Annotated in this window: 24 protein-coding genes; 5 read left to right on the top strand and 19 right to left on the bottom strand. The window is 61.3% G+C overall.

Going from position 1 to position 22,428, the window contains the following annotated elements; genetic code table 11:
- Positions 1-9 precede the first annotated feature (9 nt).
- From BLW03_RS16235 to BLW03_RS16245, 3 genes are all read left to right on the top strand, one after another.
- Positions 10-741, top strand: a complete 732-nt coding sequence (locus BLW03_RS16235) for an SDR family NAD(P)-dependent oxidoreductase (RefSeq protein WP_074655094.1) — start codon at positions 10-12, stop codon at positions 739-741.
- A 92-nt stretch (positions 742-833) separates the two neighbouring features.
- Positions 834-1,568, top strand: a complete 735-nt coding sequence (locus BLW03_RS16240; RefSeq protein WP_074655095.1) for an SDR family NAD(P)-dependent oxidoreductase — start codon at positions 834-836, stop codon at positions 1,566-1,568.
- Positions 1,569-1,642: 74 nt separating this feature from the next.
- Complete coding sequence (locus BLW03_RS16245) at positions 1,643-2,260, top strand: NADPH-dependent F420 reductase (RefSeq protein WP_432279827.1); 618 nt, start codon at positions 1,643-1,645, stop codon at positions 2,258-2,260.
- Between the two features lie 168 nt (positions 2,261-2,428).
- Here the strand turns inward: BLW03_RS16245 and BLW03_RS16250 are convergent, their stop codons facing one another.
- From BLW03_RS16250 to BLW03_RS16260, 3 genes are all read right to left on the bottom strand, one after another.
- On the bottom strand, positions 2,429-4,090 hold the full coding sequence (locus tag BLW03_RS16250) for a ribonuclease J (RefSeq protein WP_074655097.1): 1,662 nt from the start codon (positions 4,088-4,090) through the stop codon (positions 2,429-2,431).
- 121 nt (positions 4,091-4,211) lie between these two features.
- The gene (locus BLW03_RS16255; protein ID WP_074655098.1) at positions 4,212-4,955 is read right to left on the bottom strand and encodes a TMEM175 family protein; all 744 of its coding nucleotides are present in this window, start codon (positions 4,953-4,955) and stop codon (positions 4,212-4,214) included.
- A gap of 29 nt (positions 4,956-4,984) precedes the next feature.
- Complete coding sequence (locus BLW03_RS16260) at positions 4,985-5,821, bottom strand: 2,3,4,5-tetrahydropyridine-2,6-dicarboxylate N-succinyltransferase (RefSeq protein WP_074655099.1); 837 nt, start codon at positions 5,819-5,821, stop codon at positions 4,985-4,987.
- A gap of 40 nt (positions 5,822-5,861) precedes the next feature.
- On the opposite strand from BLW03_RS16260, the gene BLW03_RS16265 reads away from it, so the two are divergent.
- Entirely contained in the window at positions 5,862-6,206 is a 345-nt protein-coding gene (locus BLW03_RS16265) for a hypothetical protein (RefSeq protein ID WP_074655100.1), read from the top strand.
- Between the two features lie 326 nt (positions 6,207-6,532).
- Here BLW03_RS16265 and dapA read toward each other — a convergent pair whose 3' ends face one another.
- From dapA to BLW03_RS16330, 13 genes are all read right to left on the bottom strand, one after another.
- Positions 6,533-7,435 carry a 4-hydroxy-tetrahydrodipicolinate synthase gene (gene dapA, locus BLW03_RS16270; protein ID WP_074655101.1) on the bottom strand — a complete coding sequence of 301 codons (903 nt, stop codon included), beginning with the start codon at positions 7,433-7,435 and terminating at the stop codon, positions 6,533-6,535.
- 30 nt (positions 7,436-7,465) lie between these two features.
- Positions 7,466-8,050 carry a TMEM175 family protein gene (locus BLW03_RS16275; protein ID WP_074656077.1) on the bottom strand — a complete coding sequence of 195 codons (585 nt, stop codon included), beginning with the start codon at positions 8,048-8,050 and terminating at the stop codon, positions 7,466-7,468.
- A gap of 16 nt (positions 8,051-8,066) precedes the next feature.
- Positions 8,067-9,332: an aminopeptidase gene (locus tag BLW03_RS16280; RefSeq protein ID WP_074655102.1), complete on the bottom strand. Its 1,266-nt coding sequence runs from the start codon at positions 9,330-9,332 to the stop codon at positions 8,067-8,069.
- 93 nt (positions 9,333-9,425) lie between these two features.
- Complete coding sequence (locus BLW03_RS16285) at positions 9,426-10,103, bottom strand: 4-hydroxy-tetrahydrodipicolinate reductase (protein WP_074655103.1); 678 nt, start codon at positions 10,101-10,103, stop codon at positions 9,426-9,428.
- Positions 10,104-10,373: 270 nt separating this feature from the next.
- The gene (gene lysC, locus BLW03_RS16290; protein WP_074655104.1) at positions 10,374-11,843 is read right to left on the bottom strand and encodes a lysine-sensitive aspartokinase 3; all 1,470 of its coding nucleotides are present in this window, start codon (positions 11,841-11,843) and stop codon (positions 10,374-10,376) included.
- On the bottom strand, positions 11,840-12,952 hold the full coding sequence (gene asd / locus BLW03_RS16295; RefSeq protein WP_074655105.1) for an aspartate-semialdehyde dehydrogenase: 1,113 nt from the start codon (positions 12,950-12,952) through the stop codon (positions 11,840-11,842). The genes lysC and asd overlap by 4 nt, the downstream gene beginning before the upstream one ends.
- Positions 12,953-13,141: 189 nt before the next feature.
- Positions 13,142-13,435, bottom strand: a complete 294-nt coding sequence (locus BLW03_RS16300; RefSeq protein WP_074655106.1) for a hypothetical protein — start codon at positions 13,433-13,435, stop codon at positions 13,142-13,144.
- On the bottom strand, positions 13,432-13,632 hold the full coding sequence (locus tag BLW03_RS16305; protein ID WP_139285229.1) for a hypothetical protein: 201 nt from the start codon (positions 13,630-13,632) through the stop codon (positions 13,432-13,434). The genes BLW03_RS16300 and BLW03_RS16305 overlap by 4 nt, the downstream gene beginning before the upstream one ends.
- Before the next feature lie 194 nt (positions 13,633-13,826).
- Positions 13,827-14,300 carry a transcriptional regulator NrdR gene (nrdR, locus tag BLW03_RS16310; protein ID WP_074655108.1) on the bottom strand — a complete coding sequence of 158 codons (474 nt, stop codon included), beginning with the start codon at positions 14,298-14,300 and terminating at the stop codon, positions 13,827-13,829.
- Positions 14,297-15,367, bottom strand: coding sequence for a lysylphosphatidylglycerol synthase transmembrane domain-containing protein (locus BLW03_RS16315; protein WP_074655109.1), 1,071 nt, complete (start codon positions 15,365-15,367; stop codon positions 14,297-14,299). The genes nrdR and BLW03_RS16315 overlap by 4 nt, the downstream gene beginning before the upstream one ends.
- 2 nt (positions 15,368-15,369) lie before the next feature.
- Positions 15,370-16,011: a lytic transglycosylase domain-containing protein gene (locus BLW03_RS16320; RefSeq protein ID WP_244502121.1), complete on the bottom strand. Its 642-nt coding sequence runs from the start codon at positions 16,009-16,011 to the stop codon at positions 15,370-15,372.
- A gap of 121 nt (positions 16,012-16,132) precedes the next feature.
- Positions 16,133-17,053, bottom strand: coding sequence for an HAD-IIB family hydrolase (locus BLW03_RS16325; protein WP_074655111.1), 921 nt, complete (start codon positions 17,051-17,053; stop codon positions 16,133-16,135).
- Between the two features lie 10 nt (positions 17,054-17,063).
- Positions 17,064-17,981: a DMT family transporter gene (locus BLW03_RS16330; RefSeq protein ID WP_074655112.1), complete on the bottom strand. Its 918-nt coding sequence runs from the start codon at positions 17,979-17,981 to the stop codon at positions 17,064-17,066.
- A gap of 108 nt (positions 17,982-18,089) precedes the next feature.
- On the opposite strand from BLW03_RS16330, the gene BLW03_RS16335 reads away from it, so the two are divergent.
- The gene (locus BLW03_RS16335; RefSeq protein ID WP_074655113.1) at positions 18,090-19,445 is read left to right on the top strand and encodes a hypothetical protein; all 1,356 of its coding nucleotides are present in this window, start codon (positions 18,090-18,092) and stop codon (positions 19,443-19,445) included.
- Between the two features lie 121 nt (positions 19,446-19,566).
- Here BLW03_RS16335 and mreD read toward each other — a convergent pair whose 3' ends face one another.
- The 3 genes from mreD to BLW03_RS16350 form a co-directional block, all read right to left on the bottom strand.
- Positions 19,567-20,088 carry a rod shape-determining protein MreD gene (gene mreD, locus BLW03_RS16340; protein ID WP_074655114.1) on the bottom strand — a complete coding sequence of 174 codons (522 nt, stop codon included), beginning with the start codon at positions 20,086-20,088 and terminating at the stop codon, positions 19,567-19,569.
- Positions 20,089-21,219: a rod shape-determining protein MreC gene (gene mreC / locus BLW03_RS16345; RefSeq protein ID WP_074655115.1), complete on the bottom strand. Its 1,131-nt coding sequence runs from the start codon at positions 21,217-21,219 to the stop codon at positions 20,089-20,091.
- Positions 21,220-21,361: 142 nt separating this feature from the next.
- Positions 21,362-22,426 (bottom strand): rod shape-determining protein, encoded by a 1,065-nt coding sequence (locus tag BLW03_RS16350; protein WP_014786753.1) that lies wholly within the window; start codon positions 22,424-22,426, stop codon positions 21,362-21,364.
- Positions 22,427-22,428: the final 2 nt, after the last annotated feature.

Below are 22,428 nucleotides of genomic sequence, written 5' to 3' on the forward strand. Positions count from 1 at the left end.
GGAGCAAGTATGGGAAAGCTGGAAGGTAAGGTTGCAGTCATCACGGGTGGGTCGAGCGGTTTGGCGCTGGCGAGCGCGAAGCGCTTCGTAGAAGAAGGAGCTTATGTGTTCCTTACGGGCCGCAGGCAGGAGGCGCTTGATGAGGCCGTCAAGCTGATTGGCCGAAATGTGACCGGCGTACAGGGTGACGCTGCGAATCTGGACGACCTTGATCGCTTGTTCGATACGGTCAAGAAACAGAAGGGCAAATTCGACATCCTGTTCGCGAGCGCTGGTAAGGGCGAACCCGCTGTACTGGGCGACGTTACCGAGGAGCATTTCGATCGGGAGTTCGGCCTGATTGTGCGCGGCACGCTGTTCACGGCACAGAAGGCTCTGCCGCTCCTCAATGACGGAGGATCGATCATCCTGACGGGATCGGTCGCGTCGCTGAAGGGGTTCCCCGGCTTCGGGGTGTACGCGGCAAGCAAGGCGGCCTTACGTTCCTTCGCACGCACGTGGCTGAACGAATTGAAGGGCAGAAAGATCCGGGTCAACGTGCTGAGTCCGGGGCAGGTCGACACACCGGACTCCCAGCGTCTCGACCAAGCAACGAGGGAGATGTTCGAATCTCTGATCCCTCGCGGCAAGATGGGGCGTCCTGAGGAGATTGCAGCGGCAGCGCTCTTCCTTGCTTCAGATGATTCGAGCTACGTGAACGGGATGGATTTCGCCGTTGACGGCGGCTTCTCGGCCGTCTGACGTTGCGCCGAGACGCCGACGGTGGCTGATCTGAACACCACCGAATAAGAGCCTGATCGAACGAAAAACGCACTTCTATCAAAGGAAAAGTCATGGGAAAGCTTCAAGGAAAAGTTGCAGTCATCACGGGCGGATCGAGCGGTATGGCACTGGCGAGCGCCAAGCGCTTCGTCGAAGAAGGTGCTTATGTCTTTATCACTGGACGCAGGCAAGAGCAGCTCGATGAGGCCGTCAAGGCGATTGGTCGGAACGTAACCAGCGTCCGCGGGGACGCAGCCAATCTGGACGATCTGGACCGCCTGTTCGAGACGGTCAAGCGCGAGAAGGGCAAGATCGACATCCTGTTCGCAAGTGCCGGTAAGGGGGAGCCGCTGCCGCTGGGCCAGATCACCGAGGAGCACTTCGATGCGGCCTTCGATCTGAATGTGCGCGGCACACTGTTCACGGTGCAGAAGGCACTGCCGCTTCTCAGCGATGGCGGATCGATCATCATGACCGGGTCCAATGCTTCAGCGAAGGGCTTCCCCGGATTTGGTGTGTATGCCGCGAGCAAATTGGCGCTGCGCTCCTTCGCACGCACCTGGGTCAATGAATTGAAAGACAGAAAAATCCGAGTGAACCTTCTGGTGCCCGGGGCTGTGACTTCGCCGATGCAGGAAGAAGTTCTCTCCAAGGAAGCGATTGCGTTCTTCGAGTCGCTGATCCCGCGGGGCAAGATGGGACAGCCTGAAGAGATTGCGACGGTTGCTCTCTTCCTTGCGTCCGACGACGCCAGCTACGTGAACGGCGTGGAATTGTTTGTCGATGGTGGCATGACGGCCGTTTGAGGCCAATGGGCCCGGTGAGTCGATATAACGAACGCACTCGACGGGCCTCCATCAGCGGAAGACACCACTAACAGATACGGGAGAAAACCATGAGTTACGCAATTATCGGATTCGGCAAGATAGGCCAGGCGCTCGCCCGCGCCTTCGCTCGTAAGAACATGAACGTCACCGTCGCAAGCCGCCGCCCGCCCGAGGAGCTGGCAGCGCGAGCCCAGGAGATTGGAGCTACGGTTGTCGCGAGGTCGTTGAAGGATGCACTCAAGGCCGACACGATCATCCTTGCGGTCCCGTTCGGAGAGCTTGGAGAGGTTGCGAAGGCCCTGCCGAGGTGGGAGGGCAAGACGATCATCGACACGACAAACGCCTTCGGAGTTTCACCAGAAGAGCTGGACGGCCTCCCATCCTCTGCCTTTGCCGCAAAGGCGTTCCCCGGTGCCCGATTCGTGAAAGGGTTTAATCACCTGATCGCAGCCACGCTGGCGACCGATCCCGTAGCCGAAGGTGGTCATCGGGTCGTCTTTCTGTCGAGCAACGAGGAAGAAGCAGTCGCTCCCGTGGAGGAGCTGGCCAGACAGCTCGGATTCGCGCCAGTCAAGCTGGGAAAGCTGAATGAAGGCGGATGGCTGGTACACGCGCGCGGTCGCACCTGGGGGCAGCTCATATTTCAGGATGTCTTTAAGAAGCAGCAGTAATCGGTGTGAGTCGCTGGGATACGATAAGTGCCGGGAGATCGGCCTGTCGGAGCCATCCCTCTGCTCCAGGCACCTGACGCCAGAAAAAGCTTGAGGCTCGGAAGCAAGAAGAACCCCGCCTGTATCAGGCGGGGCTCTTACTGTTGAGTCTTGTAACGCCTGGCTCGCTCAGATCTCGAGGATGACTGGCATGATCATGGGGCGGCGCTGGGTGTTTTTCTGGATGTAGCGCTTCAGGTCGGCGCGGACCTTCTCCTTGATCAGCATCCAGTCGCGCTTTTCTTCGTTGCTGGATTGTTCCAGCGTCTGGCCGATGATGCGGCGGGCATCCTTGACCATGCCTTCTTCGTTGACGGCGAATCCGCGCGTGACGATTTCGGGCTGCCCGGCGAGCTTGCCGCTCATCTTGTCGATGGTGATGATGGCGAGCACTAAGCCTGCTTCGGAAAGGTGACGGCGGTCGCGGATGATGATGTCTTCGACGACGTCAGACGTGGAGCCCGAGTCGATGAGGATGCGGCCGCTGTTGACCTTGCCGGTCTTCTCGGCGGAGGTGGCGGTGAGTTCGAGCACTTCGCCGTCTTCCAGCAGAACGCACTTCCCGGGGATGCCGGTTCCGGTGGCCACTTCAATGTGCTGCGTCAGGTGGCGGTAGTCGCCATGGACGGGCACGAAGAACTTGGGACGCAGCAGGTTGATCATGAGCCGAAGCTCTTCCTGCGATGCGTGGCCGCTGACGTGGATCAGGCCACTCTTGCCGTCGTCGTGGATGACCTTTGCCTTGCGGCGATAGAGGTGATCGATGACGTTATAGATGGCCTTCTCATTACCAGGGATGACGCGCGAGCTGAAGAGGACCGTGTCGCCTGCTTCGATGCGTGCGTGCTTGTGATTGTCCACGGCGGCACGGCTCAGGGCGGACATGGGCTCGCCCTGCGTGCCGCTGATCATGACGCAGACCTTCTCGGGAGGCAGGTCCTTGATGGCGCCTGAGTGCACAATGAGTCCCTGCGGCGGATCGATGTAGCCCAGGTCCATTGCGATCTCGGAGGCATTGTCCATGGAGCGGCCGATGAGCGCGACCTTGCGGCCATGCTTGTGCGCCAGTTCCATGGCCAGCTTGATGCGGTGAATCGAAGACGAGAAGCAGGAGAAGAAGAGACGCTTCTCCGTCCGCGCGAAGATCTCATCGAGTCGCGGCTTTACTGCAAGCTCGCCGGGCGTGTAGCCCGTGCGATCGCAGTTGGTGCTGTCCTGCAGCAGCAGGAGGACGCCTTCTTTTCCGAGCTCAGCAAAGCTGTGCAGGTCGAAGGGCTTGCCATCCGGCGAGGAGAGATCGATCTTGAAGTCGCCCGTGTGGACGATCGTACCCACAGGGGTGCGGATCGCCAGGGCTACGCAGTCCACCAGCGAATGTGTCACGCGGATGGGCGAGATCTTGAAGACGCCCAGACTGAAGCTCTCGCCGGGCAGCATCTCAATCATGTCAGCATCGTCGAGCAGCTTGTGCTCTTCGAGCTTGCCTTCGAGCAGCGTCAGCGTGAACTCCGTACCGTAGACGGGCACGTTGAGCTGTGACAGGATGCGAGGCAGGCCGCCGATGTGATCCTCATGACCGTGCGTCAGGAGAATGCCGCGGACTTTCTCGCGGTTCTCAAGCAGGTAGGTGATGTCGGGGACTACGATGTCGACGCCGAGGAGATCGTCTTCGGGGAACATCAGGCCGGCGTCGATGACGACAATGTCGTCTTTCCACTGGATGGCCATGCAGTTCATACCGAACTCGCCCAGTCCACCCAGAGGGATGATTTTCAGTGTTTCATTACTCATGGACCTTCAGGGTAGCACTTCTACCGGCCGGAACGCCGGTCCGTCATACCGTTCCGGCCCTCAGGGATGCGACCCGATAGGCGGGCGGGATGTCGCCTGGGCTGGTCAGGCGACTGCGGATTCAGAGCGCGGCCGACGCATCCGGGCCAATGGCGTTTGCCTGTTCCGCCATGCGGCGTGCGATGCGACCGGATCGGGCGCCCATAAAGCTCTTCCAGACGCTGATGACGAGAAAAAGGAGGCAGGTTGCGCCTGCTTTATCAGGCGAGGCGATCGCCGCCAGCACACAGACCATGATGCCGACAGAGCCGGTGCCGGCCTCTTCCACGATGAAGTTGCGGGTCAGCATGCGTTCCACCGGTGTAAGTGCAAGTTTTTCGCGCTGGCGGTAGGCGTTGGCGTAGAGCGCTGAGAAGAGGAAGTAGATGGTGGCAAGGCCGGCCGAGAAGAGTTGAACGACCTCACGCATGTTGGTGCCGGTCATGACCACTTCATTCTGACCGAAGGAGGACAGGAAGAGGAACTTGAGCGGATAGACGTAGAACAGCACAACAAAGAGCAGCAGGCCGTTCAGCCACACGGTGCCCGGGTCATGCGTGCCAAAGCGGCGGAAGTAGGTGTAGTGGCCGTACCAGACGAGCATCAGCAGGAGAAAGCTGATGCCGAAAGGCAGGAAGCCGGACCAGAGATGATGGAGCTCTTCGTAGTTCTTCGGAACTTCGAGCGAGACGACGAGAAGCGTCAGCGCGAAGCCGAAAACGACATCGGAGAAGGCGTCCAGCCGCGAAAAGCCCAGGCCGCGCAGACGAAAGCCATCGTTGTCGACGGGCTCGTGTTCGTTGTGCAGTAGGGCCTGGCGCAGCATGGGCGGCTTCTCCGATGGTTTCTGTGACGTTACCGCAGAAGATCTTCGAGTGCCAGCGAGAGCTCCGTCTTCTCATCGCGATACTTCACGATGATGGGCGTATACACGCTAAGACCTTCGGCGCCGGGCTTGGTGATGGCGCGCGATCCCGGGACGACTACTGCTCCGGCGGGGATGATGAGCGGCGTGTCTGCCGTGGCGCGGATGGTGACGTTGTTGACGACGTCATACACCGGTGTACCGCGGGTCAGGATGGTGCCTGCTGCGAGGACGGCCTTGCTGCGGACGATGGTTCCTTCATATACGCCAGTATTGCCGCCGACAAGGACGTCGTCCTCAATGATGACGGGCGTTGCGTTCACGGGCTCCAGGACGCCGCCAATCTGCGCTGCGGCCGAGAGGTGAACGCGCTTGCCGATCTGCGCGCAGGAGCCGACGAGCGCATGCGAGTCGATCATGGTGCCTTCATCGACGTAGGCGCCGACGTTGACGTAGGCGGGCGGCATCATGACAACGGACTTCGCCAGGAACGCACCGGCGCGGACGGAGGAGCCGCCGGGAACGATGCGGATGCCCTGCTCCGGCGTGAAGATGCGGGCGGGATAGGTGTGCTTGTCGACGAAGGCGCCGGAGCTCATGTCGACGAGGGTGCCGAGTCGGAAGCCGAGGAGGATGCCGCGCTTGACCCAGGCGTTGACCTTCCAGCCAATGGGGCTGGTGGCGTCCGGCTCGGCGGAGCGGAGGGTGCCGGCTTCGAGGGCGTCACGCAGTTCGTTGAAGGCATCGATAGACTCGCGCTCCGCAACTGCGGCGGCACCGAGCGAGAACGCATGCTCGATGCGTTGTTCCAGATCTTGAAAGGGCATGTGGGAAGTTTACCAAGCGCGTGTGTGCATCCGACTCTAAGTGCGAGAGAAACACAGTCCGCCGGTGACGCCCGATGGCCGCTACTTCGTGGTGCGGGGACGGCTTTGGCGATGCTCGAACCCTGCGTTGAGTGCCGAGGAGCGCGAACGGTTGGTGCATGAACTGATGCAAGCGCGGAGTGCCAAGGGCAGAGCGTTGCGAGCGGGGGACGCTGCGGCACGTGAAGCCGCGCGGAAACGCGTGGACGCGGCAAAGCATGCGCTGGGTGAGCGTGGGGCTGTGTGGTGGGACGATGGTGCGCCGGACTACAACCGGCACATGGCGAAGAACACACCGTATGCCGACTGGCTTGCGTTGATCGAAGAAGAGAATCGCAAGAGGTAGTCATCGGCCGGGAGTAGGCATCGTCTTCGAGAACCGGCTTGCAATCGTTTAGAAAGTTCAACGGATTTCGGTTGGTCGGAAGGGCACGGCGTCGGCTTTGCCAAGAGCATTTCGAGGAGCATAGGCGAATGGTCCCGACCGAATCCAATCGTTCGAGCTGGGCCGATGTGAGCTCTCCAGAACCGGGCTTGGGCCCCTGAGGTCCGCTCTCTTCGATCAGCAAAAGAAAGCTGAACCTCAGCGGCTAAAGCCGACTCGCGGGAGAGGTGGTTGGCACAGCTGAAGCTGTGCCCTTCCGATCGAGGAGCGTAATGTGCGGCAGTAGATCACTGCGGCATCAGTCCCAAGTCCGTCGCGACCGCGCGGAGCTTCTCCCGCGTCGCATCACTGACGGGCAGCATGGGCAGACGGAGGGTATCGCCTTCGATCAGATCCATCATCGCGAGCACGGCTTTGGCAGGTGCCGGGTTTGGCTCAGAGAATAAGGCGTTGTTGACTGCATGCAGTTCTTTTGCGAACTCGCGTGCTGCGCCGAGGTCGTGTACGAGCGCAGCCTTGATGAGATCCGAGACGAGCTTCGGAGCGACATTCGATGCAACCGAGATGAGGCCCGCGCCGCCGCCCGCGATGATGGGTAGCGCGAGGTAGTCGTCGCCTGCGAAGACGGAGAAGTCTGCGGGCTTAAGGGCGAGGATTTCTCCGATCTGCGCGAGGTTGCCGCTGGATTCCTTGATACCGACGACGTTGGGCAGTTGCGCGAGGCGCATGAGCGTTGCCGGTTCGAGGTTTGCGGCGGTGCGGCCCGGGATGTTGTAGAGCAGCAGCGGCAGCGGCGCGATGGCGTCTGCGATGGCCTTGAAGTGCAGGTACTGACCCTGCTGCGAGGGCTTGTTGTAGTACGGATTTGCGGTCAGGATGCCGCTGAGTCCGGGAATCTTTGCGATAGCTATGGAGCGGCGGACGGCTTCGCGCGTGCTGTTGTGCGTGCACCCGGCCATGACAGGGATGCGGCCCTGTGCTGCTTCAAGAACCGTGGTGATGACGGCGATGGTCTCGTCTTCAGAGAGCGTGCTGGCTTCGCCGGTGGACCCGCAGGCGACCAGGAAGTCGACGCCGCCAGCGATCTGCGCTTCGACGAGCTTGCGCAGCGAAGCGTGGTCCACGCTCTCGTCGGTGTGAAAGGGAGTGACGATTGCTGTGCCGAGTCCGTGAAAAATCGCAGGTTCCATGCCGTTGTTGAGTGTATCGCGGACGGGCCTTCAGGCGTCGCTGTGGGCTCGACGAACGCCAAGCTCCGGCGCGATCCAGATGAAGGTGACAAGCAAGTTGAGGAGCAACGAGAGGACGGGCTTGTAGTACGCAACAGGTAGCGCGGCAAGGTAAAGGACGATGCTGGTGACGTGCTTGATCGTCTCGGCGCGATCCTGCTTCGGCAGCGGCTCGCCGCGCAATTTGTGCAGCTGGTTCAATGCCAGTCGCAGCACGAGGAAGGCTCCACCGGAGGACATCATGACGATGGTGTAGAGCGAGACGGAGAAGGAGTCGAAGTGCTTTTCCTGCGCGTAGTCGGTAAAGAAGGGAACCAGCGACAGAAGGAAGAGGAAGAGCAGGTTCGCCCACAGGACGCGGTAGTTGATCTTCTCGCTTCGGCGGAGCAGTTCATGGTGATTGACCCAGTAGATGGCCACCATGAGGAAGCTGAGCGCGTAGATGCCCAGCTTCGGGATGATCGTGAGGAAGCCCGGCAGACCGTTCGCCGCCGGGACGTGAAGTTCCAGCACCATGATGGTGATGATGACGGCGATGACACCGTCACTGAAGGCTTCGAGACGGGTTGACTTCATCTCGAGCGTAGACAAGCTACACCCACTCGCCGTTGCGCATTAAGGGTTCTTCCGTGCCGTCTTCGTAGACGCCGTCGACGTTCATCTGGCCGCTGCCGATCATCCAGTCGACGTGGATCAGGCTGGTGTTCGCGCCCTTGGCGTTCAGCGTTGCTTCGTCGAGCGTCTCGCCGTCCTTGATGCAGGTGGCGTAGGCCTGGCCGAGCGCAATGTGGCTCGCGGCATTTTCATCGAAGAGGGTGTTCCAGTAGAGCAGGCCACTCTGTGCGATGGGCGAGCCGTGCGGGACGAGGGCTACCTCGCCCAGGTGGCTGGCGCCTTCGTCGACCTTGATGAGCTTGCGAAGAGCCTCTTCGCCTGCGGTGGCGTGGGCTTCCACGATCCTGCCGTTCTCGAAGCGCACGCTGATGTTTTCGATCAACGTGCCCTGGTGCGAGAGCGGCTTCGATGCGGTGACGGTACCGTCGACGCGATCTCTGTGCGGCGTGGTGAAGCACTCTTCCGTGGGAATGTTGGCATTGCAGAAGATGCCGTTGCCGCAGACGCCGCCACCGCCCGCCCACAGGTGATCGTCGGCCAGGCCGACGACGAGATCAGTCCCGGGGCTACGGAAGTGCAGGGAGTGAAAGCGCTTGTCATTCAGAATGGTGACGCGCTTGGCGATGTTAGCGCCATGGTCTTTCCAGTCCTGCACCGGGTCTGCGCCGGTGATGCGCGAGGCGTGGAAGATGGCGTCCCACTGCCGCGCGACGGCCTCGTTCTCCGGCACGTCCGGGAACATGAGCTTGGCCCATGCGGGCGTTGCGGCTGCGACTATGGTCCAGTTGATGGCGTGGCGTGTGACCAGTTCCATCGCCGGCTTGGAGGCCCTGGACATGGCAACATTCACGCGGCTTACCTTGGCGGGGTCCTGATCCTTCAGCAGCGACGGATTTGCACCGGTGATGCCCATGCGAGCGGCTCCGCTGCGGTAGGCCTCGGCGATGCCCTCGGTGAGCCACTTGGGCACGGCATCGAAGCTGGCGTCGGGTGCGTACTTGTAGCGCGAGAGGGTTGCATCGTCGTCCGCGTACATCACCGTGACGATGCTGGCGCCGGCCTTGTAAGCCTGCTCGACGACGCGGCGCACGAAAGGGACGTGGTCGAGCGACGCCGTGATGAGGAGTTCCTGACCTTCATGCAGGTTCAGGCCGACCCGGACGGCGACCAGGGCCATGCGGTCGAGCTTCTCTTCAAAGGTGAGGTCGGCGAAGGTACGGGGTGCTTCTGCGATGGCTGCCATAGTGATTCCCTTAGCGGCTGAAGCCGCCTTTGTTGCTAAACCTGGAATGGTAGGGCTAAGCCCTGCCCCTCCAAACGTTTGCTGCGCGAGTCTCTACAACTCGGTGAAGATGTCGCGGAAGTCGTAAACACCTTTGCGTGTGCTCAGCCATTCGGCTCCGCGCACCGCGCCTTCGGCAAATCCACGACGCCCGAAGGCTTCGTGGGTCAGCAGCAGACGGTCGGATCCGCTGACGGCCTCGATCACATGCAGGCCGGGAACATCGCCCTCGCGCAGCGAGGTGATGGGCACTTCACCCACCTCGCTCAGCGACTGCTGCAGGCTGATGGCGGTGCCGCTGGGCGCGTCCAGCTTAGTGACGTGGTGCGTTTCTTCGATCTTGAACTCGTAGCCTGCCTTCCGCAGCGGTGCAGCCATCTGCTTTGCGAGCTGCAGCATGACCTGCACACCGATCGAATAGTTGGTGCCGTGCAGCAGGGCGCCTTCCTTGCGGGTGGCGAGACCGCTCATGTCGTGCAGACTTCCATACCAGCCGGTTGTACCTACGACGACCTTCGCCCCAACGGCCAGGCATGCGCGCAGGTTGGTCAGCACGGCTTCAGGCGTGGTGAAATCGATCACAACGTCGAACCCGGCAACAAAGGGAGCCGTAAGCGCTGCTCCGCGCGGGTTTTCCTTAGCATCCAGAACGTGTACGCCGTGGCCGCGTTCTGTCGCTACTTCCGCGACCAGCTTGCCTGTCTTGCCGTGACCCAGTACCAGCACTCGCATGGTTCAATCCCCGGGGCTGAAGCCCCTTACTTCTAAACTGCCAATCGGCACGGCTGAAGCCGTGCCCTTACGATTCTTGCCTTCCCTTGACGGTGAAACGTTCACCGCAAACAGGGAGCTATAACTGCCCTTCGCACTATAAGAATTGCAACATGCGGAAGGAGCTTATGTCTGCCTCCTGCAGGTGGAAGAACTTGGCCTGCAAGGATAGGAGCCAACCTTCGCACGATTCGTACATCATCATGCGAAGGTGACCACGAGGTGTGATGCTTACTGCACTACGACGGACGCAGATGCGCTAACTGGCGGTGCGCCGGTGGTGTTGGCGCGCGCATCCAGGTCGAAGATGTTGGCGTCCGGATCGGCGAAGAAGGTGCGGTGCAGCGACTGAATAGCCTCAGCCGCGTCGTCCTCTTCGATCATGAAGCTCATGTTGATCTCGCTTGCACCCTGCGAGATCATGCGGACGTTCACGTGTTCCACCGCGGTGAAGACCTTGCCCGCGATGCCGCTGTGGCCGCGAATGTCTTCGCCAACCAGGCAGATGAGCGCCTTGTTGCTCTCGTACTTCACGTCGGCGATCTTTGAGAGATCTTCCGCGATCAGCGGCAGACGGTCGCTTGTGTCCACGGTCACCGAGATCGAAACTTCGCTGGTGGAGACCATATCGATGGCGACCTTGTGCTTATCGAAGACATCGAAGACGGCCTTCAGATAGCCGTGCGACATCAGCATACGGCTGGCTACGATGTCGACGATGGTGAGCTTCTTCTTGACGGCGATGCTCTTGAAGGGCGAGCGGCAGGGCGGTGCGACTGCGCTGATACGTGTGCCTTCATTGGCAGCGTTGCGGCTGTTGAGCACCCAGACCGGAATGTTCTTCTGGACTGCAGGAAGAATGGTGGCGGGATGCAGCACCTTCGCGCCGAAGTAGGCGAGTTCGGCGGCCTCTTCGAACGAGATGGTCTTCACGCGCAGGGCGTCCGGGCAGATGCGCGGATCGGTCGTCATGATGCCGTTGACGTCGGTCCAGATCTCGATGGCGCCCGCGTGTAGCGCACCGCCGACAAGAGCAGCGGAGAAGTCGCTGCCACCGCGCCCAAGGGTGGTGGTGATGCCTGCTTCATTTGATGCGATGAAGCCACCCATAACCGGCGTGAGACCCTGCTCGACCAGCGGCAGAGCGTGCTGCTTCATGCGCTGCTCGATGAGTGCTTCCTGCGGGATGGCCTTGCCGTAACTGTCGTCGGTGATGACGCACAGGCGCGCGTCGAGATGCGTGCCGTTCAGACCGTTGGCGTCAAAGGCCGCAGCCACGATCTGGCTCGAAAGGCGTTCGCCAAAGCTGACAACAAGATCGGTGGTGCGCGGGGTCAACTCACCCACGGCTGCGATGCCGCGCAGCAGGTCGTCGAGTGCGTCGAAGTCATGCTGGATGTGGTTCAGCAGGATCGAGAGTGCTGGTGGCTTGACCAGATCGGCTGCGGTCTCCAGGTGGCGTGAACGCAAACGTGCGCTCAGCGCAAGTGCGCCGGCCTTATCGCCGATGCCCGCGGCTGCCGCTGCTGCCAGCAGTTGATCGGTAACCTTGGCCATCGCGGAGACGACGACGATGGCTTCGAGACCCTTGTCGCGACGGCTGCGCACGACAGCGGCGGTGCGGCGGATGGCTGCGGCATCTTCGACGGAGGTACCGCCGAACTTCATGACAACGAGTTGGGGACGGGGCGCGGTGCTCATGCGGTCACCAGCTCTCGACCCGCACCGGTCTGCGTGTGCTTTACCTGGCCGGGCAGCAGGTCCATCTTTGCCAGCACCTCCGCATTCAACACGGCCGCGCCCGCAGCACCGCGGACGGTGTTGTGGCTTAGCAGGACGAACTTCCAGTCCAGCAGGGAACACTCCCGCAGACGACCGACGGTAGTGCTCATGCCTTTGCCAGCGTTGACATCCAGGCGCGGCTGCGGGCGGTCGATGGACTCGTTGAAGATCACCGGGTTTTCCGGCGCAGAGGGCAGGTGATGCTGTGCCAGGGGCTGGAACTCGCTCCAAGCAGCAAGGATCTCCTCGCGCGTGGCGGCCTTGGTGAACTTGATGGAGACGCACTCCGTGTGGCCGTCGATGACGGCAACGCGGTTGCAGTGCGCGCTGACCTTGGCGGGCAGCATGTCAATCGCCTTACCGTTGAAGGAGCCAAGCAGCTTGTTGACTTCCTCCTGCAGCTTCTCCTCTTCGTTCTTGATGAAGGGAACGACGTTGCCGAGGATGTCGAGCGAGGGCACGCCGGGGTACCCTGCGCCACTGACGGCCTGCATGGTGCTGACGAACATCGCTTCAATGCCGAAGCGCTCCTGCAGTGGAGCGAGTGCGAGCACAAGGCCGATAGCGCAGCAGTTGGGATTGGTGACGATGTAGCCGCCTTTACCGTTCTTGCAGCTCGTCTGGTGCAGCAGCAGCGGCAGGTGGTCGGCATTGACCTCGGGGATGACGAGCGGTACGTCGTGGGTCATGCGGAAGGCGCTGGAGTTGGAGATGACGGCGCAACCGGCTTCTGCGAAGGCCGGCTCGAGTTCTTTGGCAACGTCGGAGTCCAGAGCCGCGAAGATGATCCGTGGCACGTCTTCCGTGTTTGCCTCGGGCGTGTTGGGCTGCAGCACCATCTCTGCGACGCGCGCGGGCATCGGTGTGTCGAGCTTCCAGCGGCAGGCATCCGCGTAGCGTTTGCCGGCGGAGCGCTCGCTGGCGGCGAGCCATGTGATCTCAAACCACGGGTGGGACTCAAGCAGTTGAATGAAGCGCTGACCCACGGTGCCGGTCGCGCCCAGGATACCCACCTTACGACGTTCCATCTGATCCAGTCCTTGTCGTCTCGTACTTATCCGATAAGGATACCGAAAAGCGGCGAATGACGCTTGTTGTGGCGGCGCATCCGGGCGTTTTCGAACAGGCGCGATTGGCCGAAATCGCAAAAGGGCATAGCCGAAGCCATGCCCTTTCGTGATCCGTTTACCCGGCAGCGAATTCGCTTCTGCGTCGCCTTAAAGGTCGCTGCGCCGGCGACGGTAGACCGTGCGTCCGCCGGTGCCGCCCCATGCAATCACAAGAGCGACAGCGTGAATCAGGAACCAGATGCTGAGGCCCTGTGCCGTGTAGATCCAGAAGAGGATCAGGATGCGCGGCACGAGTAGCGCGACCAGAACCGGAACCCACTGGATAACGTAGGTGCTGCCGGTGTGGCCCTGCAGATACAGCACCAGCATCGAGATACGTGGCAGAAACAGGCTGAGAACGAGGAACCAGAAGGGAAGCCCCATCGAGTGTAGGTCGGTCATGGTTTTTGCACCTTGTTCAACGGCTGAGATTGGTCGGTTTTGGGCGGAATCACTACGGTCTTGCCAGGGTTCTTCTGCCCACTCGGCGTGCCAGTGGTGGAGTTGATGGTCGATCCATGCTCCACGGCGGCGTCGGGCTTGCAGCCCGACAGACCAAGGGGGAGTGTGGCAAGCAGCAGATAGCCTTCGAACCTCATCGCTGCTGTGATGCTGAGCGGGCCGATGTGGTTTGTGATGCCGCGGGAAACATTTTGACTGGCTGGTGTGAATGGGCCTTGTTCACGACCGGCGCACATCATGAATGGAATACGGGATGCGCACGTCATCGCGCCCACGCGCAATAGCCCAATCATGCGCACGAATGGGCACCCTGCTCGTGATGCCTAAGAACCTAGACTGTAGGTTTGCGCGTTTTTCCGCCCAAAAGCTCTTCCAGCTCTGCTTTGAATTCGCGGACGTCCTTGAAGTCGCGATAGACCGAGGCAAAGCGGATGTAGGCGACAGTGTCCATCTCGCGCAGATGCGACATGATGAGCTCGCCGATCTCGCTGGTGGTGCGTTCGCGGTCGGGAGAGTCGACGACGAAAGCCTCGGTCTCATCAACGATCTTGCCCAGCTTACCTGTGGGCACGGGACGCTTTTCGCAGGCGTGCAGCAGACCGCTCAGGACCTTCTGGCGATCGAACTTCTCGCGGCGCCCATCCTTCTTCACAACCATGTACGGGATCTCGTCGATCCGCTCATAGGTGGTGAAGCGCTTGTTGCATTTTTCGCACTCGCGCCGGCGCCGGATGCTGTCGGCCTCCTTGCTCTCGCGTGAGTCGACAACTTTATCCTGGGCCCAGCCGCAAAACGGACATTTCATTTGAGGTCCAGTGTACTGTGCGGCACTTCGGACTCTTCCGCTGCCTCATCGCTGGCATTGGCCAGGCCACGCAGAGAGACGTGTTCAAACTGTGCGAAGAGCACGCCAGCGGGGATGATGCTCATGGTGGTCACGAGCCAGAGGATCATGCCGGCGCTGGTAGCGAGCTCGCCTGGAATGCCAAAGAGCTTGGTCAGCGCAGTGATGGACAACACCTGCGCGCCGCCGCCGATACCCGGTAGCTGTACGACTCCACCCACCACGCTGAAGCCCATCAGCAGGACGGAATGCGCGATCGTAAGGTCATGCACGGGGGCGGGAAACGCACGCATGATGACGACGTAGTCGACGGCCACAATGAGCCATGCGGCAAGGCTCAAGAGCGAGACTTTCAGGAAGTCCATCGCGCTGCCGATCGTGTTTAGACCGCCGCGGAACTGCAGGATTTTGGAAGCGATGGCATTGCCGGCGGTAGGGGAAAAGCGCCCGGCGAGGCCACCAAACATCCTTGCCACAGCACTACCCGCGATCCGTACCCCGAAGACAAAGAGGCACAGGAAAAGCGTGAGTCCAAAGATCGCGTAGCCGATGCGGTGGAAGTACTCGTGGTACGGCAACGTGGCTAACTGGGGCGAGAGTAGCAGATTCACGGAGAAAATCAGGGCGAACGCGCCAAGATCGAAGACACGCTCGACGGCGACAACTGCGACCTGCGAAGAGAACGACAGGCCAGTCCGCTTGCTGACAAGATATGGACGGATGAGCTCACCCACTCGTCCAAGCGCTGCGAGTCCTGCAAAGCCGATGAACTGCGAACCGAGGAGAGACCACCAAGGAACGCGCTGCCCGGCGGGAAGAGACGGCTTCAGGAAGATGGCCCATCGTGCCGCGCGGAAGATGTTCATGCTGTAGATGAGCAGCACGGCCACCAGCAGCATGCGCCAGTCAGCCGAGCGGCACGCCTGCCAGAAGCGCGCCCACTCAAAGTTCGAGGTGTGCAGCTTCCAAGCCAGCAGGGCCAGCACGAGTATTCCAACGCCCCAGACGATCGTTCTGCGCTTGTTCATAACTAGCGTGCCGCCATCGTGGTGTTGCCTGCCTTGCCCTGCGCGATGCGTCGATTGAACTCGCGGATGACGCGTGCGACGTACGCCTGTGTTTCGCGGAAAGGGGGAATGCCGTGATAGCGGTCGACCGCACCGGGACCAGCATTGTATGCCGCCAGCGCCAGCGGCAGGTTGTCATGGTAGCGGGTGAGCAGGGCGTCCAGATAGGCGCTGCCACCGTTCACATTGCTTGCAGGATCGAAGGTGTTTCCTACGCCCAGCGCGGCGGCTGTGCCGGGCATTAATTGCATCAACCCTTGCGCGCCCGATCGCGAAACCGCACGGGCATTGCCCGCGCTTTCTGCATGAACGACTGCGGCCAGCAGTGCCACGTTGACGTTGTGGCGAGCGCCTGAGGTGGCAAGAATTTCAGCGGTGCCCACGGACCTTGTCTGCGTCGCAGTGACGGGAGCGGGAAGTTCGTCCGATGTCGTCTCCACGGTCGCGATGGATCCCGCCGGGACGTCCATGTAATTATCGGCATCGCCCGTCGAGCGCAGGTGCAGGCGGACGGTATCGGCTGAGAGCGGCTCGCGCGACGCACAGCGGATGGTGAAGCCGCTCTGAAGCGTCACAATCTCCGCGGCTCGTGCGCAGGGTGCCACCGCCACGAGGACAGCCAGAAGGCACAGTGTGACTCTGTGGGTGCAGGGTTGCATTCGCTATTCAGCGTAGCACTGGACCCGAACACCTGCTTCGCAGGCGTACGGGCACCCGATTCTATCGCTAACGTCCTGAGAAGACCGGTGCGGGGAAGTAGAGGCTCATGGCTTCGCTGACGCCGTCCAGATCGTGTGAGCAGGTGATGGGCCAGCCCTGTTCCGTGGCGAGCTCCCGCAGCGTCTCGGGTGCGTTACCCATCAGCGCCGGCCAGCGGGCAAGCTCGAGCATGGGCATGTCATTCCAGTTATCGCCAATGGCCATGAGGTCGTCAGGCGTCAGGGCCTCGAGCGACAGCAGGCGGCGCAGACCTGATCCTTTGGAGCAGCCGCGCGGCAGAATGTCGACGATGCAGAGATCGCGACCGGGATACTCCGTGCGGTGCAGCGACACACGGTCGTCGTGCGTGGTGGCAATCTCGGCCATCGCGCGTTCCATGCGGTCCATGCTTCCGCACAGCATCGCCTGGATGGGCAGAGGGCCGGGATGACCATCCTCACCAAGCAGCGCGTCTTCGATCGGCACGATGCGGCGTATATAGGGGGCGTTCGCCTCCATCCATTTGCCGATGGAGCCGTGCAGCTCGTCGAGCTCTTCCAGCACCAGGGCGCCGGGCATGTCTTCGCCGTGAGCTCCAAGCTTGTCGAAAGTGAAGACGAAGGCGTTGCGGTATTCCCCAAGCTGCGTGCACAGCCACTCGGCGGTTGGAAGCGGCATCGTCTCGCGGAAGATGAGGTCGCCGCTGACCGTTCGCGCAACCGTCCCGTTGGAGCTGAGGACGATGTCGTCGGGCTGCATGCCGGCCGTGCGCAGGACCTTCATGGCGTAACTGTGACGGCGGCCTGTGGCAATAACGATACGAGCACCCGCGTCTCGAGCGCGTTGCAGGGACGCCTGGTTGGCTTCCGAGACGGTGCCACCGGGATGCACAAGGGTGCCATCCATATCGATAGCGATCATCCGCGGCAATGCTTCGTGAATCGTCATGCGTAGATTCTCATTCGACTTGCGCCATTGCCGCGGCCTCGGCACCTGCGGGGCTACGTGCAGTCAGAACCGCTGCGCTGCCCACGATGAGTGCGCCCCCCAGCCAGGCAAATACGCCAAGCTGCTCGTGAAAGACCAACACTCCCAGCAGCGATCCAATCACGGGCTCCATATTCAGGAAGATACCCGCCTGCGAGGCGGGCACCTGTGTCATGCCCCAGTTCCACAGCATGGTTGTTGATGCGGTACAAAGCAATCCGCTGGCGGCCAATGAGATCCATGCTTTCGTGGAAATTCCGTGCACGGGAGGCGGTCCAAATTGCAGCCAGACCCATATCAGCATCATGACGGTACCTACCATCACACTTCGGGCGCTCACTTCCAGGGTGCGGTGACGGTTCAGCAGATTTTTGTTGCCCAGGATCCAGACCAGGGCAATCAACAGCGAAGCCACGATGAGGAGGTCACCCTTCAGCGACGACGCTCCACTTGCATGGCCTCCAAGTGCGATCAGGCATGCGCCCAGTGTCGATCCTGCAAGCGCGGTCCAGCCCACGTTGTCCATCCGTTCCTGCAGAAAGACGGCGGCCGCAAGCGCGAGGATTACCGGCATCGTGCCGATCATGAGTGCGGCGTGGCTGAGAGTGGTTAGCGACAACCCATAAAACTGGACCAGGAACTGGAGCGGGATGCCGAAGAAAGCCGTAACGACGAGGATGGCCCAGTCGCGGTATGTCCAACGGTCCCCACGGCCACGCGCCAGCGGCAGCATCGGGATGACTGCGAACAGGAAACGGTAGAGCACCATGTGACCGACGGACACTTCACGCAGTGCAATCTTGCCGAAGAAGAAGCCCGTGCCCCAAAGCGCACCGGCGGCACCGCACGCGGCAAAGCCCATGCTGCGTGATTTTGGCGGAAGGGACATGCTTTCACTGTCGCACAATCCCAGGGTTCGATCTGGCGCACGGCTCGACGGCAAAGCTGCAGCTTTCGGCCCGGCGTTTCGTCTACGATAGGGAACACCTACGACGCCATGCTGCTCACCGGTCGCACCCACACACGCCTGTTCGTCGCTGCAGTTGCCACGCTTTTGTGCCTGCCCGCTCTGCGTGCGGAGGATGTGACGGCGGCCAAGCCAGCACCAACACCGGCCATCACCCTGCCTCTGGACATCATGGGCTACCGTCCCATCACAAGCTCTGCGTCCCTACGTGCCGGTTATACCAACGCAACAATAAACTTCATCGATTCGAAGCATCTGCTGCTTACCTACACGGCGAAGAAGTTGATCCCGCGCAGCGCGGAGCAGCGCGAGGGCGATGATGATCACTTTGTGCGAGCCGTTGTGATCTCACTGCCGGACGGCAAGGTTCTCCGCGAGGCAGAGTGGCGCGTGCATGATCGCGCTTCCTACCTGTGGCCCTTGGCGAACGGGCATTTTCTCCTGCGTATCCGAGGCGATTTTTATTCGCTGGACCCGCTCGGATCCTTCAACAAGGAGCACCTTGGGCAGCGGACGCTGCTGGAGTCTGATGACGAGCTGCAGGCGCTCGAATTCAGTCCGGAGCGCGATCTGATGCTGGTCGAGACATCGCCGCCGCTCAAGATTGGCGACGACCCCGCCGAGGCCAAGGATCGACCGGTGTCCGCCACGTTTTACCGGCTGGCCGTCGACGAGACAGGCGCGGTGCGACTTGGGAACCGCGGCAGGGCGATCTCAAAAGACCCGTTCTCGCTGGCATTCACGTCCATGGGGGTCCTGCAGACGGTGCGTGAAGACCGCACGCACTGGGGCTTTGACTTTCACACCTTTGCCGGCAAGAACATCGAGCTGGCCGGTTTCACCAGCACCTGCCGTCCACGCAGCATCTTCGTCAGCGACGCGGAATTTTACGCGTATGGCTGCCGTGGCGGGGAAGATCGCAAGCTGATGGGCGGTTTCAACCTTCTAGCCGAGGCGAAGTGGGTCTTCACGACCGATGATGCGCCCCTGTGGCTAAGCGTGGACATGGCTCCCGATACAGGCCGCTTCGCCGTACGCAATACCCTCACAACGGTTGGAATGCAGGGCAGCGACCGGCCGGACGCCGATGAGATCCGAGGCCAGGAGATACGTGTCTACAGCGGTCGTGCGGGCGAAGAGTTGCTGCGCGTCACAAGTTCTCCGGTGCAACGACCCGGTGGCAATTTCGCGTTGTCGTCGGATGGACTGCAACTGGCGGTGCTGAACGGACTCCATGTTGAGATCTATCGCTTGCCACCGCTCTCCCCGGCGGATGTGAAGCTGCACGAACGAGAGCGGGACGCGCTGGTGCCCATGCGCCCATCGGCCGATCTGAATGTGGCAGCGGCACTGACCCGAACGGTAGCGCCCTCTGACGACCACTGATTTCTTCGCTGCGGCCCTTCGCCCGTATCAGTTTGCGTCGTCACTTCATCGCGAAGATGTCAGGTTCAAGGGGACCGCTATGAAAAACAGGCACAGCGATTGCCCAAGACGAGTGCGATCACTACTCGTCCATGCGTGTGCGGTCGAGCAGGAAGAAGATCGGCAGTGCCACTGCTGCGTTGATCGCCGCTCGCAGTAATTCATGGATCCAGCGCAGGGCGTAGGTGCTGTTGCCTAACAGGAATCGCTCGATCACAAAGAACAGTACGGATTGCAGCAGGCAGAAGCCGAAGTTCATCGCTGCTCGGGTGATCACGTTCTCCACATCGATCTTCAGTCCGATGGAGGCAGCAGCGTAGCCGATGATGGCCTTGGCCATGCCATTGAAGCCGATGTACTGGTTGCTGGGCAGGTCCTGCAACAGGCCGATAGCCGTGCCGATCAGCGTACCGGCAATGGGGGAGCGCCAGGAGACAGCGAAGTACAGCACCAGGATCAGCGGCAGGTCCAGTATGCCCAGCGGAGCCCATATATGAGGCAGATAGGCATGCAGGAACAGGGCGCCCAGCGGCACTGCGACAAGGACTGCCGGATGGAAGTGATGTTCTTCCAGCTCCCGCCGGTTCGTGAATCGCCTTGCCATCTACCGGCCCTCCCCGGCCCTGGTCGGGCTTACCGGTGGACCGGATTCCGTATTTGAGCCACCCGGTTGCAGCGACGTTGCGGAAGGGATTGCGCCCGGCGAGTAGCGATCCGAGTGAAGTGGCGGCGGCGGTTTCGGCAGAGTGGCCGTAGGCGCAGTCTCGCCGGGCTTCAATGGCGCAGTATTCGCCTCCTTGAGGCTCGGAAGGCGGTCGGCAACGACTTCGGCTGCCTTCTTGCCGGCTTCGTCTGCCTCCTCGTCGCCGGACTTATTTCGGGTAAGTTGCTCAGCCACGTCTGTGACGATCAGCACTTCTTCCAGGCGGTCGAGATTTGACGCGGGCTTGATAGAGATGAGGGCGTAGGGCTGATGCTCCGGGTCTGGCTTGCTGCTGATGACGTTCCCCACGGGAAGGCCGCGGGGAAAGACCAGGTCTCCACCGCTGGTGATCAGCTGCTCGCCCGGCTTGATCCGGTCATCCGGCATCAGGTTGGTGATGACGAGCGTGCCGCCCGGGCCACCACGCAGGATGCCGCGGGTTCTCGTCGTGAGCAAGAGGACACCGGCGCCCGAACTTGAATCGTTCAACAGCAGGATCTGGGCCGATTGCGCAAAGACATCGCGCACCTTACCGACGATGCCATCCGGCGTGATGACAGCCATGTCCGGGCGAATGCCGTCCGCTGATCCCTTGTCGATGGTGGCGATGCGTGATCCATCTCCGCCGCCTGTGCCGATGATCTGCGCCGCGATGGTCTTGCCGATGTACTGCTGCTTGAACGCAAGCATGCGTTGCAGCCTCTGACCCTGGCGCGCGTCCTCTGCCAACGAAGCTTCCTGCAGTCGCAGCTGGTCAATCTGATATTGCAGGTCTTTGTCGTGCTGGCGCACGTGCCGCAGGTCGACATAGTTATGCCACAGACCGCGAATGCCTCCGCCAGAGTGCTTCAGAATCGATTCCATCGGGGAAACGGTGTACGCTGCCCACGCCCGCGCCAGGCGTACATGATGGCCGTCTTCCCGTGACCCGTACTGTGGCCGCTTCACCTGCGAGGCCAGACCGATCACCTGCGCCAGAAGCACAGCAAGCAGCACCAGGGCACTCTTGAAGCGGCTGAAGAAGGATTCCATCGGCGTCAGGGTTGCGGTTCGTTTCTGCGATACGGTTTTGGCTTACGTTTCTGTTGGCACTTGCCGGGCGCTCTGCAGGCTGATGCTCGGAAGGGCATGGCGGATGCCATGCCCTTCCCGATGCGCCGGCAGAGCGGACACCTTAGTCGATAGCAATCTTGCGCAGCAGGCCGAAGTCGGCAAGCATACGACCGGTGCCCAGCACCACGGAGGCAAGCGGATCATCGGCGATGGAAACAGGCAAGCCCGTCTCTTCACGGATACGGCGATCCAGGTTCTTGATGAGCGCGCCGCCGCCTGTCAGGACGATGCCGCGGTCGCTGATGTCCGCCGAAAGTTCGGGGGGCGTGCGCTCGAGTGCCACGCGAATGGCATTCATGATGGTCGCAATGGATTCGCCAAGCGCCTCGCGGATCTCCGAGTCGTCGATGGTGATGGTCTTCGGTACGCCCTCGATCAGATTGCGGCCCTTGATTTCCATGGTCAGCGGCTTGTCCAGCGGGAAGGCCGAGCCGATCTCCATCTTGATCTGCTCTGCCGTGCGCTCGCCGATGAGAAGGTTGTACTTGCGCTTGAGGAAGTTGGCGACAGCCTCGTCCATCTGGTTGCCGGCCATGCGCACCGAGCGCGAGTAGACGATACCCGCGAGCGAGATCACCGCGATATCCGTAGTGCCGCCGCCGATGTCGACAACCATGTTGCCGCCGGGTTCGGTAATGGGCAGACCGGCGCCGATCGCAGCCACCATGGCCTGCTCAACCAGGTACACCTCAGACGCCTTCGCGCGGTAGGCACTGTCTTCCACGGCACGCTTTTCAACCTGCGTGATCTCAGACGGCACACCGATGATGATGCGCGGGTGCACCAGCATCTTGCGGTTATGCGCCTTCTGGATGAAGTAGTTCAGCATCTTCTCCGTGTGGCGGAAGTCGGCGATGACGCCGTCCTTCATGGGCCGAATGGCGACGATGTTGCCGGGGGTGCGCCCCACCATCTCCTTCGCTTCCTTGCCCACGGCCTCAACCTCGTTCGTGATCTTGTTCACGGCGATGATGGAGGGCTCGTTGACAACGATGCCCTTGCCGCTGGCGTAGACCAGCGTGTTCGCCGTGCCCAGATCGATCGCGAGATCGTTCGAAAACAGCGAGAAAAGCGACCGCATGGAGCGCGAGCGGGAGGTGCGACCCTGATATCCGTTTTGAGGCATTC

The organism is Terriglobus roseus, assembly GCF_900105625.1.
Lineage (GTDB): Bacteria > Acidobacteriota > Terriglobia > Terriglobales > Acidobacteriaceae > Terriglobus > Terriglobus roseus_B.

What these genes read in the sequence shown, in the direction of transcription:
- lysC (WP_074655104.1), bottom strand. Translation starts at nt 11,843, where the DNA reads ATGAGCACCGCGCCCCGTCCCCAACTCGTTGTCATGAAGTTCGGCGGT.
- dapA (WP_074655101.1), bottom strand. Translation starts at nt 7,435, where the DNA reads ATGGAACCTGCGATTTTTCACGGACTCGGCACAGCAATCGTCACTCCC.
- BLW03_RS16335 (WP_074655113.1), top strand. Translation starts at nt 18,090, where the DNA reads ATGCTGCTCACCGGTCGCACCCACACACGCCTGTTCGTCGCTGCAGTT.
- BLW03_RS16280 (WP_074655102.1), bottom strand. Translation starts at nt 9,332, where the DNA reads ATGGCAGCCATCGCAGAAGCACCCCGTACCTTCGCCGACCTCACCTTT.
- BLW03_RS16305 (WP_139285229.1), bottom strand. Translation starts at nt 13,632, where the DNA reads ATGAGGTTCGAAGGCTATCTGCTGCTTGCCACACTCCCCCTTGGTCTG.
- mreD (WP_074655114.1), bottom strand. Translation starts at nt 20,088, where the DNA reads ATGGCAAGGCGATTCACGAACCGGCGGGAGCTGGAAGAACATCACTTC.
- BLW03_RS16235 (WP_074655094.1), top strand. Translation starts at nt 10, where the DNA reads ATGGGAAAGCTGGAAGGTAAGGTTGCAGTCATCACGGGTGGGTCGAGC.
- BLW03_RS16255 (WP_074655098.1), bottom strand. Translation starts at nt 4,955, where the DNA reads ATGCTGCGCCAGGCCCTACTGCACAACGAACACGAGCCCGTCGACAAC.
- BLW03_RS16240 (WP_074655095.1), top strand. Translation starts at nt 834, where the DNA reads ATGGGAAAGCTTCAAGGAAAAGTTGCAGTCATCACGGGCGGATCGAGC.
- BLW03_RS16285 (WP_074655103.1), bottom strand. Translation starts at nt 10,103, where the DNA reads ATGCGAGTGCTGGTACTGGGTCACGGCAAGACAGGCAAGCTGGTCGCG.
- BLW03_RS16275 (WP_074656077.1), bottom strand. Translation starts at nt 8,050, where the DNA reads ATGAAGTCAACCCGTCTCGAAGCCTTCAGTGACGGTGTCATCGCCGTC.
- mreC (WP_074655115.1), bottom strand. Translation starts at nt 21,219, where the DNA reads ATGGAATCCTTCTTCAGCCGCTTCAAGAGTGCCCTGGTGCTGCTTGCT.
- BLW03_RS16315 (WP_074655109.1), bottom strand. Translation starts at nt 15,367, where the DNA reads ATGAACAAGCGCAGAACGATCGTCTGGGGCGTTGGAATACTCGTGCTG.
- BLW03_RS16325 (WP_074655111.1), bottom strand. Translation starts at nt 17,053, where the DNA reads ATGACGATTCACGAAGCATTGCCGCGGATGATCGCTATCGATATGGAT.
- BLW03_RS16250 (WP_074655097.1), bottom strand. Translation starts at nt 4,090, where the DNA reads ATGAGTAATGAAACACTGAAAATCATCCCTCTGGGTGGACTGGGCGAG.
- BLW03_RS16300 (WP_074655106.1), bottom strand. Translation starts at nt 13,435, where the DNA reads ATGACCGACCTACACTCGATGGGGCTTCCCTTCTGGTTCCTCGTTCTC.
- BLW03_RS16330 (WP_074655112.1), bottom strand. Translation starts at nt 17,981, where the DNA reads ATGTCCCTTCCGCCAAAATCACGCAGCATGGGCTTTGCCGCGTGCGGT.
- asd (WP_074655105.1), bottom strand. Translation starts at nt 12,952, where the DNA reads ATGGAACGTCGTAAGGTGGGTATCCTGGGCGCGACCGGCACCGTGGGT.
- nrdR (WP_074655108.1), bottom strand. Translation starts at nt 14,300, where the DNA reads ATGAAATGTCCGTTTTGCGGCTGGGCCCAGGATAAAGTTGTCGACTCA.
- BLW03_RS16260 (WP_074655099.1), bottom strand. Translation starts at nt 5,821, where the DNA reads ATGCCCTTTCAAGATCTGGAACAACGCATCGAGCATGCGTTCTCGCTC.
- BLW03_RS16350 (WP_014786753.1), bottom strand. Translation starts at nt 22,426, where the DNA reads ATGCCTCAAAACGGATATCAGGGTCGCACCTCCCGCTCGCGCTCCATG.